The organism is Photobacterium sp. HL06 (assembly GCF_059552575.1).
On the sequence record NZ_CM183914.1, the window covers coordinates 2,277,848 to 2,291,479 of the forward strand.

The following is a 13,632-nucleotide window of genomic DNA, read 5'->3' on the forward strand; positions in this document are numbered from 1 at the left end:
TCCATCCATTGAAATGAAATTACGAGCATCAAAAACCGAAATCATCACGATCCAGAAGATCAATCATCACCGGACGAGGGAACTGTTCAACCACTGTATTGGTCGCTGAATCAATAACAAACAGCTGGTAATTTTCATTGCGATTGAAATCACTGCCAATCAATTTAAAGCGCGCTTCACGTGTACGTTCAGTCATATTGTCGGAAGTTGCATCAAACAACAGTGTCTCTTCACTTGATACCGGATTTCCCTGGCTGTCTTTGATCACTGCTGTCACCTTGCGCTCGATGTAGCTATCGCCAACCGCATTGGTCTGAATAAAGCGAATCTTTTCAATTTGGTTTACTAAACGGATCGTAGACTTTTCTGTGATAATACCTACTTTTTGTTTTTCGTTAGCAGCAGCTTTTTTGCCTCTCAGTGCCTGTACTTCAAGTAACGGAATACAGATTTCTTGCGGCATCGCACCACCATGAACAAATCGTGCACCACCAACAAAATGGAAGCGATTAGCGCCTTTTGGCAATAGAAAATCAACATCACTGCCACTGCCTTTCGTGGTTGTATTGGCAATACTACCGTGCCAGCACTGTTCATGATTCGGCATTGAGCGGCCTAAGATATAACGTTTCTTGGCCTCAAATGCCCCTGTCGGCTGGCCTCCAAGTCCGGTTTTCTCTGGTTGTGTCAGCCCTTTCTGCTGGAACAAAAAGCCGTGATCCGCAGTCACCAACACGCGATTGGCATTGAGGTTATTAATCGCCTTAGCGACTAAGTCTTTCAGCTCTTCGACTGCATCATGACACGCTTCAAAGGTCTTATGTTCTGTTCCGCCCTTATCACCAATGGCATCAATGGTGTCGTGGTAAATATAAACCACAGACTTATCTTGAATAACTTCGCGGCCTTGTTTTTGCGTCCAGCTCAATAAATCTTTTGAACTGATCGCGATACCGTTATGCTGCTGAAGAACATTATTACGGTTATCTAATCCGCTGGTACTCTTACCATCAACAAGTACTGTTGCACTGTTCGCATCATAATCAAGTTCGGAATGTGGTAGCAGTGATGCCATACCCAGTTGGGTATAGCTAGGTAACACACCTTGCATCGGTTTTAGTTCGGACTTAAAGCGCCTCTCACTGTTCAAGCGCATTTTGAGTTCATCTGCCACTTCGTAGCGCAGTGCATCACTAATAATGACAAACACACGCTTAATCGTCTTAGACGTATCTAACGTTTGTTTCACCTGGTGGGCATAAAAATTGTTCTGCAGGCGAGTTCCCAAGTTGTTCCAATTTTCCAGTCGGTCTTCACGATCTAATAGCACATCCCACGCTAATCCCAATTCATAGAGATACCAATCAACATACAAACTTTCGACTGCATCATCAATGCGACGAAGAATATCGCCACCTTTAGACTGAACACGATCGGTATATTGGTTGAATAAACGGTAGTGCTGATCAAACAGGAATAACTCTTCACTGTATGCGGTGAACATCGATTTGGCATCAGGATAGTTGAAGCCATCTGCATACTTACGACGTAATCGGAACAAGTTATCCGCAGACTTTAATGCTTGATAGATTGCCGCATACTCAGTACGTACTTCACTCCAATGGCCACTCAAACGTTTTGAAATTACATACTCAAAATCAGCAGGCGTCATTTTCAGTATTTGCTCTGCACTATCATCATGCAAGAGGTAACGCACAAGCCCCCGAATCACCGACTGCTCAACCGCTTCAAAGGTATAGCACTCTTGCAACACAAGTGGCGAATAGCCATTACAGCGACTTGGGATGTTTAGCTCACCACTGATCACTTTGGCGATAGCATCATGATCTTGGCTGAAGCGCTTACTATCACGCCATTCCAACATGAAAGCTGACGCTGCAGCACGACCTGAAGCAGAAGGAATCACATTGGCTGAAGCCCATGCTTTTTCACTTTCGGGGACATCAATGTGAATGCTAAGTTCGGTGCAAAACAGTTTATAAAGGAAATCTGATACTGACTTCTCTTCCGGGCTATAGCCAAACTGTTGTTCTACGGCTTTCCAAAACGACTCGAGCAAGCCATGTTTCGAAAGCTGTTCAAGTAGTATTAACTCACTGTCGTCATTATTTATACCATCAGTATCAAGGCTACCAGCATACTGATTGAACAACTCCATCAGAATATTGTTTAAAATCGGTTCGTTTGTTGCCAATACCGCAATCATTTTCAAATCTAATGATTGCTCAGTTTCATTTTCAGTAATACGGCGTTTTAACGATTCAGTGCGTTGCTTACTAAAGAAACTTGCCCGAGCCTTGATGTGCTCACGCAAAGACATAGTTTTAATACCCAATTCAGCAAGCAACATGGAAGCGTTATCTGCATAGAACTGACCAGAATAAAAGCTGACATCAAGCAGCCAATTATCTTCAATTCTTGGCTCAGCTGACGGAAAATACAGTAGGTAGGGTTGCTGCGGGTTGTCACGCAAAATCCACTTTTTTACTTCTAATGCCGACTCATGCGCCATGTTGACCACCAGCACATCAGGTAAGGAAAGCTGGTCAATAACATCCTGAAAGCTTTGTTCTGGATCATACCAAAAGACAATCTTGGTTTGAGAAAATTTCTTGGCGAGACCTTGCTCTAATTGATCAATTTGCATGGTTTTACGGCATCTTAGATAGTAATGACAAGATTATACCTTAAGTCATGAGCTGACTCATTAAAGACTAAGGAAATGTGGGGGTTTTGGCGTTGATAAAACATTGGTAACTGTATGCTTGTTAAGTAAAAAGCGGAGGCCTTGTTCACCTCCGCTTGTCAGCATGATGTTTACTTAACCGCTTTACCGTGGATCGCTTTTACATCAGCCAGCAAGTCACCGAATTTGCCGTAGTTCACTTTTACCCCGTCATCGAGATCAAGTGAGATACGCATATCGGCGAAGTGCTTCAGCTTGTCATCGAAGGTACGAAGCTCGGCTTGTTTCTTCTCAAGCGCGGTCATTTCTTTCTTCAGCTTGGTCTTTTCACTGGTTGAAGCAGAATCTAACTGCTGCTCCAACTGACCTAAGCGCGCTTCGTATTTACCCAGCAGTGGCGTGACATACTCGGTACGCATACGTGACAAGGTACTTTCGTTATAACGATGTAAGTACACCAGAGACTCAAACGCTTTCTGTTTACCTGAACTGAATAGCCAGTAAATCGGGCGCTTCTTGTAGGTTTTCAGGTGATCTTTATAGAACTGCGCCGACATATAACGACGGATAGTATCCAAGCTCGATTCACCACGTTTCGGCTTAATGGCATGCAAGCATAGGCTTTCAGCGACAAAATCCAGGTTCTCTTGCAGGCGTTCTTCACCCCAAACAGTACGGACAAAATCTCGGAAACGGTACGTTGCGTCATCAGGGAACCACTCCATGTCTGTTAGTGGAATGATGCCGTCGTCATCGGCTGCGAAGGTTTTGTATGCACCTTGGTTGACTAAATCAGTAAAGCCTTCGTTGCCCGCATGTGCGTAAATTAGTCCTTCACGATCGAGGGAGTAACGGCCCATCATGCAGCCGAGACTATAACTGGCCAACGAAACAATTAAACTGGAATTTAAGTTTTCAGTAAATGGGTTATATGTAGCGGAAATATCACAGTTAGAAACTTCTGTACTGACTACATCATCAAGTCCTAATGCTGAGGCTACCGCTATATTTATTGCTTCTTCGACTTTCTGAATATCTATTATGTTCCCTTTGCTCTCATCAATTGTTTTTTCTAATTCAGAAACAACACTAGGATTGCTATTCTTATTACAAAGTGGATGACATTTAAAATCCCATGATGTTTCAACTTGGTCATAGCACTGCTTTGTTATTGATGTAGCTTCATTAACCAAATTTTCGACCTCAATATCAATATATGGAATTTTAGAAACATCACCAACTTGATAATTTAATGTTGGGCTCAAAATTTTTAGTAAATATTGCGCCGAAGAGGAGTTTATAATTGCTAGGGCTCTTTTATTTTCTTTACCTAAAAATCCGGATGGCCCAGCATCGTCAGCTATAGAACCTTCTGGAATATAGCGAGCACTGAATTGATTTGAGGTAATTTTCCCCCAGCTAAAGCAATCCTTGAAATAATAACCTTTATTTCTAATGTTGCACTTCCCATATTTTTTTATGGCAACGCCATCATTTTCCCAATTGACAACCCATTCACGTAACCCATACCATTTACAAAAACCACCGCCTTTGTGGGTAGGAAACCATTTCCCTGCAATTAGCTCATTGGGTATTTGATTGCGATTTATATTATCTAGATTTACTTCAGCCCAATGTCTAATAAATCTCTCATTCTTCCCAGTATCAGAACCTTTACCCAGTTTACCTAAATTTGATAATTGCTTGTTGGTGAAAGCCAAGAATGCTTGGTGAGGAACCCAATAAGCTAAGGGACTACCTGGTATTTTTCTAAATTCAACTTGTTTAACAGAATCGAAGCGATGACTATTAGACAACAAGTTTTGTGCTTTCTCTTTCTCTCTGCCATCGACAAGACGGAAAAAAGTTGGTTGGTAACCCTCAATAGAAGACTTACCCAAAACCCACGCTGTAGTTTGAACAACTTCTCCAGAAATCTGACTAAACGCACGTGCTCCTAAGTGTGCCATTGTCACAAAAGTCTTGGTATCTAATAAAGACTCACGCATATTCCCGAAGCTCGACAAGAACATCCAAGATTGCATATTAATTTGAGCGTTATAGCCAGTTTCTTTTAGAAGTTCAAAAGCTCGCTCCATAAACATAGCAAACAAATCTGACTTACTATTTGGGTAATTCTTCTTGGCAAAATCTTTCAGTTCTTTGTTCATTCCTTTGCCCCCCATATACGGGGGATTGGCAACAACTGAATCATAACGTTGAGATAGCAACCAAGCTTGTTGCACAAATGGCAATAGTAATTCAGCGCCAGGCTTCTGCGCTGTATTTCCATTATCTTGAAGCTCAACAAGCTTATCTTTCAAGTCTAATAGTTGCTGTTGATACTCTGCGGGTACATCAGTCAAAGAGCCCAGAGTTTTCGCTTGTAGAAACCACCGTTTAATAAGCTGAAGAAGCTTGAATTGCTCATCTTCAACATCCAGTTCAGCGTCTTCTTCTGCAAACAGATCTTGGCTTTGGCCTACTTGTTGATCGCCGTTCAGATCCAAATCACGCCATAGTTGCGGGATATCTAAATGGGTACTTTCTTGCAGAGACAGAACATTGAGTTTTACGCCACGGGTGAAGATGCGGCGATCATCTTCACGTGCCATCATCATCAAGGCAAAGCCTGCTAGCTGGGCAGCACGATCGTCAATATCTAAACCAAACAAGTTGTTTTCTAGGATCAGCTGTGGGATTTCACGCGAACGGTAACCACGTTCATCGTAAATCGCTTTTAGGGTGTTATAGGCTTCTACCAATATATGGCCGGAACCACAAGCAGGATCAAGTACCTTAATCGCTTCTGGCTCTAATGAGTCCGGGGTAATTTCTGCCAGCTGTGCGTTCACTTCATCGGTCTGTTCGGCAGGTTCGATGTAGTATGGCATTTCCGCTTTTATGTTGGATTCTGGGTAAGATTGTAGCCACTGGCGGCCAACTGAGTTTTGCACCAAGTACTGTACAATCCAGTTCGGGGTAAATAACTGAGTAGCCGCAGGAATGTCTTCCGACTTCACTACCTTACCGATCACTTCATCTTTCTTTTCAGAAATATAGAACTGGTAAAGCCAACCGATAATTTCAACCTGATCCCAATCTTCTTCGGGTACGTCATCGACTAATGAGCGCAAAATAGAATCAGTACGGGTTAAGCCATCAGGTAGTAGCAGTTCACTAACGCTATCGACCTTGTCGAACAGGAAGTCCATCGCATCGTGCAATGCATGACATTGGCCTAGTAGCAACTGACGGTACAGCTCTTCTTCTTTATCACCCGCCAGTGACATCTCTAATACTTCAGAACGGTTTAAGCCTAGCTCTTCTGCGACATCGGCGGCGTGACCTAAGATCTCAAAACCATTCGCTTGGCTTGGATGGCTTAGAACGCGATAACCATGCTCAAGATACTCTTTTAGCTCCATAAAGCGGATCGCACACAAACGGTTAAACCAGGTACTTGCCGTGTGGTCAATTACCGCTTCAAAGCCTTGCTGTGCAACCAACGTTAGTAACGCATCACGCTGTGCTTTTTGACTAATCGGGAAGGTTTTATCCCCCACTTGCATCACATCACCAGTGATCGCCGCTTCATCAATACGGTCAGTATAAATACCAAGGTTGTTGGCACGTGCCGCAACAGCCTCAAAGAATTCAATGCGCGCTTTTGGGGCGTATTTTTTAATGTTGTTTGTATTCATGATTATCTCTATACGAGAAGAGAGCCGTCTTTTAGCTGCTGCTAATTTGACCACTCTCTTACTAGGAGTATGTTTTTGATTGAAACCGACGGACAACGATAAGCTACCGCATAATCACTTTGCCCGTCTTTATCCGGTTCTTTAATCCATCAGTTCCAAACGCACCTTGTTACCAGACTTAATCGCTTGTTCTAGCTCTTTACGTAGGCTGCCAAGGTACTTCTCGATATCATCCTGTGTTTCAATAAATCCTTGAGAAACGATTTCTGTTGGATCAATCGTTTTAACCGGTTTTGATACCGGTGCCTTATAAACAACCTTTGGCTCTTCAACTTTAGGCTTGGTTATAACTGGGTCCAGTAATCCAGATTGCTCCTGTGCCGCTTTTTGAGCTTCAAGGGCCTTTTTCGCCTCTTCTTCTTGGCGACGTTTTTGCGCTTCAAATAAGCGTTGCTGCTGGGCAATATGCTCGTTAATCAGGTTAATCGCATCGCTTTCATGTGATTTAGAGTCTGACTGGCGCGCCGTAATTTCAAATAAAGAATCTGAGTTTTGCACGGCTTTTCGGCAGTTCTGTAGCGGCAGCAATGCTTTATTACGTAAATCCGAGCTCGCATTAGACTCAACAAGCTGCTTCTCGATAAGATCGATTCGGTTAGCAATACGTTCTAACGCATGATCACGCTTTTCAGTCAAAATCGCTTGGTTGGCTTTTTCGACCTGCTCAATAAGACCTGCAACATTTTTAAGTTGTTTGTAAGGATTTTTACTGACATAAATATCGTTCAGCGCTGAGAGTGCTTTTGATGCTTCTTGCTGCTTCTCAAGTACCGAGATATTCGCTTTGAACTTGGTATTCAGAGCGTTAGCTAACTGCTTCCAGGTATCAAACTGCTGTCCGAAGAAGTCTTCCAGATCTTCGAAATCTTCAACAAACTCGTCAAGCTCATTAGCATCTTGCAAGATGCGCTCGATCATAGCGTAACTATTCGGTTGTTCTAGTACTCCGGCCACTAAACGCTGACCATCTTCAATCGTTGATTTACCCGGGCACTGGCTAACGCTACCCGCTTGGCGCTCAAACGTTTTTAAGTCTTGTTCCCATTGTTTAAAGTATTTAGAGAACTGATCAGCCAGCTCTTTTTCACTGCCGTTGAACGGTTTATGAAACAAGTCTTTGCCTAACTTTTTCGCTTTATTCAGCTGGGCATCATTGTGCTGACGAACACGGCGAATACGTAAATCACCGTGCTTACGCACAGATGTAAACGCATCAAAGCTACGCTTCAGTGCCAACTCTTCACCTGACAGTGTGAAGCTTACCTTGCCTGCCAGACCTAGTTTGGCGATAAGCAGCATGACCTCTTCTCGGCGCCAACCATATGGACGATGCGAAAAGTGAATCAATACATCTTTAAGGTACATGGCGCGATTAAGCTCGTCGTTACCTTGGATGTAACGCTCTACCTCAGCAATCGCTTCAGCATTTTGCTCAGGATCGTTAAGATCGATACTCAGCTGGCCAATATCATCCGCCATTAATACTGCTTTAAGCTCACGCAATGGATCATCGCAAGCTTTCAACATATCAAGGTGACGGAAGCTATTTTCGATAACGTATTTATACGAGGCGTCAATGATATTGCTAAAGCTATTGCCCTTAGAGTCAAGCTTATTACCAATCGCAAAAATACTCGCTTCTAGCGCCAACTCGGTAAACATACTTTTTAGTCGCTTACCACGGCTGTTATTATCTAGTGCCTTTTCATTCAACAGCTTCGCTTGCTCTGGTCGCGTAACATGGTTGTTATGCTGTAAGAACCGCTCGGTTTTCATGAATGTCGACAACTCATCCCAAACAAGCTTGTCTTCGCCCAGGCGAACTAACACACAGCCAGCCCCTTGGCTACTGTATGTCTGACAATGGCTATCTTGCTTGTAATCGCCATACCCCATCTGTAGCGGTGAAACGATTTTTAGGACTAAGTCGTTGTCGCTTTTGCTGTCTTTCGGGACACCGTCGCTGAATCGGCTGATTTCAAAATCTTGATTATTGACCGGATAACGGTATTTAGTTTGACCTTTAAGCACTTCTTTCAGCAAAAGGTCTGAGACTTTATCGCTTAACTTAGCTGCTTCAATATCAGTATGACGGATCTCGTTTTCGATCTCTTTCTCTTCGTTTGTCAAGAAGATGTACTCATCGCCGTTGCGAGCAATCAACATTTCGCGTTCTAAACGATTGAGGCTTTCTTCGATGTGTTTTTTTAGCGAAATCTTGTCGGCATCAATTTCTTCAATCGACAATGTGACCAAGTTATCAAGCGTAGATTTCACGACATCAACATAACGGATTAAGAACAACGTCTTAAGTACGTCACCATCAAAGTGAGTCAAAGTACGCTTCTCACAGGCCTGGTCGATGGTCATTTTAACTACGGTGTCCAAAAAGCTTTCGATCGCCGGATAAAAACGGTAGAACGGGATCAACGAGCCAACGCGCTCGGTTTTAATCTGCTGAGCAGCATTTTGAAACGCATCCAATAACGAGCGTTCACCACGGCTCAGGTGTTTACCCGTTGCACCTGCATTACGAATCGACTCAAATACCTTTTGCACCAAGGTGTACTGATAAGGCACAAATGGGTAGTTATCAATAAAATCAACATTGTCGCTGAAGTTAGCCAGCTCTGCGGTTGTTGTGCTATCGAATGCCAGCTGGTTCTTAAGGATGTCACCTTTTTGATTGAAGATAATACCAAGGTCATCTTTAGCTGAATCAGTCTTTAGCAATAAACGTTTCTGAATCACTTCATTGGTGTTAGATGAAGACAATGAAATTCGGGTTTTGAAACGCCCCTGGATTTTAGAAAAGTCTTTACCTTCTTTTGCTTTCAGGTCGCCAAGTACGGCATCGATATCTTCTTGTGACGTTACAATAACCCAAGCACGGCCACCACAGGTTGTCCCTAGGTTTTCGGTGATAGTTTGCAGCTTCAACATCATTTGAGTGTTGGTACCAATGAACTGGCCTACCTCATCGACAAGGAAAATGATGTTTTTGTCACCACTTTTATCAAGGTACAGCTTCACCCATTTACAGAAGTTGGCGATATCCAACGGGAAGTTAGTTTCCAGTGATTCAACCCACTGGCGTGTCGACTCTTCAGATTGGCCAGATGCCTTGCTCAATGCTTCAGACATCTGATCACGATAAAAGTCGTAAGCATCCCGCTCTTCTTCCCATGTAGACATGGTGAGTTCAGCAAACTCGTCTTTGAACGCTTGGTATTGACCACGGTTATCAAGCTCACGCTCCATGTGGGCAATATGCGGGTGATCACCACAGTAACCTAGGCGTTCATTGAACACTTTCAAGAAGACTTTCAGAATGGCATCTTCTTTGTCTTCTGTATTTGCGCGGCTATCGATGTTGAAAAGAATGACGTCGGTATCGCGGTTTACCGATGCATGGATATCACCAAACAGCATCGGATCGGCGATCTTATCTTTGAAAAACTCCGCCGCTTTCTTGGTTTCACCTAAATACGCCGCATCACGGTTTTCAAGCAGATACGATAAAATTTTAATAAAGTGAGATTTACCAGAGCCAAAGAAGCCCGACACCCAAACACCAATGTTCCCGGCAACCGATGGGTCATCCGGATTTTGAACGGCTGGCAGGTAGTTTTCAAAGAAACTACGAAGGTGACGATCGAGCTCGTTAGTAACAACATATTCATCAAGCTCAACCCATACGCTTTGCTCATCAAGCTGATCTGCTTTTACTACCCCGTTAATATTACGACTTAAGGGTTTACTAAAAATATGTTCAATACTCATGGATATTCACTTTGTTAAATATAAAATCTTTATCGCAAGCTGTTTACTTAGAAACGACTAACGATCAGTTTTGAATTGTCGACTTCTTGTGCGGCACAAGCTCAAATGCTCGGTAATAATTCGCTGAGTCAATCTTGCCAAAAGGGTGTAGCTCTAGTCCCGTGTAACTACCTGGATAAAAGAGTACTAATGGTGTTTCTCCCATATCGGCATGCAAGGCATTAAGCAGGCTATGCCCTCTAAGTAAAGGCCAGCATGAACCAAGGCCCGATAACAACACGAAATCTTGGTTATTAGGCTCCATTTTTTTAATCAAAAACTCAGCAACCCGCTTTTGATCTAAAGGACCTTTTAATGCCTTAAGCAAGGCTTCATCACCTTTTACTTTGTGGAGCTGAAACGCTTTATCAAGTAATTTTCGAGACTCAAGCATTTCTAGTAATACGTCAAATAGGTTCAGATGAACAAACTTGCGCCCACGCTTCTCCAAACGCTGGCAGATCATCTCTAATTGCTCATTGACTAGCTGTTCTGCTTCAGGTGCATAATCGAAGATATAAAAGCCGATTTCATTACCAAGGCCTTTATTACATAGAAATTCTTCACTTTGAAGCTTTGGCTGAATCGCATCCAACCTGTCTTGTAGCTCACTCATTTGTGCTTTGTTCATTGTCATTGACTATCGACCGCTTTGTAACGCTTCAACTAATTCTGGTTTTTCTAGCTTTTCAGCCCACGCTAGCGCCTCAGGTTGCACATAAACTGATTGCAACATTTTACTTCTACCTGACTCAAGATACTGTGTATCTGCCAGCACTTTAATCACGTTATTACCCATCTTCTTAATTGAGCTCTCAGAAAATGCAGCCAGCTCTGGGATCACTCGAGAACGTTGTTCATAAAATTCTAACCAGCAATCGCTGTCCAATTTTTCACGATAGACTCGATGTGCATCGGCTAACTCAGTCTTCATAAAGTCTGCGATCACCGGTGAGTTAAGCATGCTCGCAATTAATAGTAACTGGCTTGCGAGCATGTCATCCGCTTCAACGAGTTCCTCGAGGAACTCTTTACTCATGGGTTCAAGTCGTTTCTTGATAGTCGATGCAAAACGTTTCGCTGACTGAATAGATGTTTTTTGCAACAGGTTTTCATTTTCGATTTTTTGTGACCATGTTTCAGCATCAGGTTCAGTCAATAGTAGTTCGGCAATCAACCTACTCTCTCGTAGCATAATGCTGCCACCAATGATGTCGCCAAGATATTGTTTTGCAGGGTTCATGAGTCAGTCTCGTCAATCCGATGAAAATTTATAAGCCTTCGAGGCTAAGTACCTTGAACCTTGTTAATTTTTAGCCAAACTCAAAGCATATATTTCATATCGCTTTGCTATAAAGAGCTTTTTCGCTCAAATCAACAGCTAATGGCTTAAAGTTCAGGCGCTCAATAATAGGTTTTAGCCCGCTATTTTAACCTTTCAAAACAAGAACTGATACAGTGACTTCTGAACTTAACTTTTCTTGTGATGACTCAAAATACTCACTTAACCCCCTACTCACAATTATCACCACTCCCCCACCAGCAACCGACTCTTCACTCCTTTAACCTGCAACCCCATTGCTTCAAACACGTCTTCGAAGTTACGGCATTGTGACGGTAGGTTTGGTAGTGACAACACAGCCTCATCGAAGAATCGAGTTTGTTCCTGCTCGTTCTGCCAGGCAGTTTGCCACCACTCCAATATGCGATCTTTTGATTCATGAAGGCGCTTAGATTTCGGTAATCTGTCTTTCTTGTTCAGGTTTTCAGTTGTGGTGGTTGGCAACAGATTCCAACGATCATTATTCGGCCAATAGGCAAACGGTAGACAATGATCGACATGGTACTGATCACGCAATTTTGAACCACTCCAGACGCTCTGAATAACTGTGCCACACTGACGAAGTGCATCGACTTTCTTGCGAACAGCACGGGTATCGTGATCTTTATCGACCCAAATCAGGCAATCATAATAGGTTTGAAGGCCAATATTTCGTTCTTGGTTGCTGCGAAAGCGCTGCATTTCCAATACCCACTGATTAACCACCAGCGGCTCAATCCAACTACTGTATAAACGTAAACATTCCCACAGGCTTTCATCCAAAATGAAACTGCCATAGCTAGCCAGAAACTCACTATCGATAACCAAAGATGGCTGCGTGCGTTTGGTCTGGCGCTCCATTTGGAACAAGGTGTTGCTTCTATCTCCTTGGTAGATAAAGGTAACAGGCCCTTGCTTAATCGTGGCCAACGTATCTTTAATAGTGTTCTGCAGGGCTTTGCCATCTTCACCGATAAACATGGCACCAACGGCTAAATCATCTGCCGTTAAATGCTTGAGCTTGTTCCAGCCCTCTTCTTTAACGAAGCCCAACCCTTTGCTGGTATTACTATTTTGTTGAATGCCTTGGGTACCATCGATTTCTATATCGATTAAGCGCTTGAACTGGCGGATCCAGTACAGTGCCACCAAGCCCAAAGGCAGTGCGACTTTGCCATCAGTTCTATCCAATACAGCACCCGGATGGGCATCGGCAATGCGCAGTAAGGTTCGAAGCAGAGCTAATTTATAGGTCGCGGACTTACTGTCATTAACGATAATATGGCGAACTTTGGTTAAATCCCCCGTACCATCATCGGGCAGGTTGAATACCACCGTTTGCCATTGAACATCAGCTCGCCCCATCGCGTCTTCATAACGTTCTGTTTTATGGCAAACATGAAGCGCATGATCTTTAGCAAATTGTTCGAGTTCTTCTACAGAAACACCATGAGTGGTACGCCCGTCACTAAAGCTTCCATGGCGCAGCGTAATAACAAGTTTTCCATTGGGTGCCAGTAAATTTGCAAGCTTACGGAAAGCCCGCTTGCGTTCAGATTTAGCGATATGCATCCAAACAGCAGACACAAGGATCAAGTCAAAACGAATGCCTAAATCTATAACCTTCTTTAATTCAGGAAGCGCATCATCAAGCCAGGTCACTTCTAAGCCGTCTGTGTGCTCACGGCCTATAACACTCAGGGATTGAGCGGGTTCAATGGCAAACACTTCACAGCCGTGTTGAGCAAACCATTTGGCATCTCGGCCACTACCCGCCCCAACATCTAATACTCGAACGGGATGTTGCCGATCACCCGCTGCAGGCCAATATGGCTTCCAGCTTGCGTGGACATCCTCAAAAGAAAGCTGCAAATAGCTATCAGCGAGGCTTGAGGCATTTTGATGGTAGAAGTCTATATTCTGGTTCACAGCTAATACGTTTACTTTTATGCAATGGCGCTCATTCTAGTCCCAACAATTATTAATTGCATCAACAAGATAGAAAGAGCTTTAGCAAA

Annotated in this window: 6 protein-coding genes; all 6 read right to left on the minus strand. The window is 43.3% G+C overall.

What is annotated here, in order from left to right; translation table 11 throughout:
• Nucleotides 1-28: 28 nt before the first annotated feature.
• Nucleotides 29-2,668, minus strand: coding sequence for a BREX-1 system phosphatase PglZ type A (gene pglZ, locus AC51G0_RS10610; RefSeq protein WP_496298347.1), 2,640 nt, complete (start codon nucleotides 2,666-2,668; stop codon nucleotides 29-31).
• A 170-nt stretch (nucleotides 2,669-2,838) separates the two neighbouring features.
• A complete protein-coding gene (gene pglX, locus AC51G0_RS10615; protein ID WP_496298348.1) occupies nucleotides 2,839-6,411 on the minus strand; it encodes a BREX-1 system adenine-specific DNA-methyltransferase PglX in 3,573 nt (1,190 codons plus the stop codon).
• A gap of 141 nt (nucleotides 6,412-6,552) precedes the next feature.
• Nucleotides 6,553-10,254 (minus strand): BREX system P-loop protein BrxC, encoded by a 3,702-nt coding sequence (gene brxC, locus AC51G0_RS10620; protein WP_496298349.1) that lies wholly within the window; start codon nucleotides 10,252-10,254, stop codon nucleotides 6,553-6,555.
• A 64-nt stretch (nucleotides 10,255-10,318) separates the two neighbouring features.
• Nucleotides 10,319-10,888 carry a DUF1788 domain-containing protein gene (locus AC51G0_RS10625; RefSeq protein WP_496298350.1) on the minus strand — a complete coding sequence of 190 codons (570 nt, stop codon included), beginning with the start codon at nucleotides 10,886-10,888 and terminating at the stop codon, nucleotides 10,319-10,321.
• 45 nt (nucleotides 10,889-10,933) lie between these two features.
• A complete protein-coding gene (locus tag AC51G0_RS10630; protein ID WP_496298351.1) occupies nucleotides 10,934-11,536 on the minus strand; it encodes a DUF1819 family protein in 603 nt (200 codons plus the stop codon).
• Between the two features lie 282 nt (nucleotides 11,537-11,818).
• On the minus strand, nucleotides 11,819-13,543 hold the full coding sequence (locus tag AC51G0_RS10635; RefSeq protein ID WP_496298353.1) for a class I SAM-dependent methyltransferase: 1,725 nt from the start codon (nucleotides 13,541-13,543) through the stop codon (nucleotides 11,819-11,821).
• Nucleotides 13,544-13,632 lie beyond the last annotated feature (89 nt).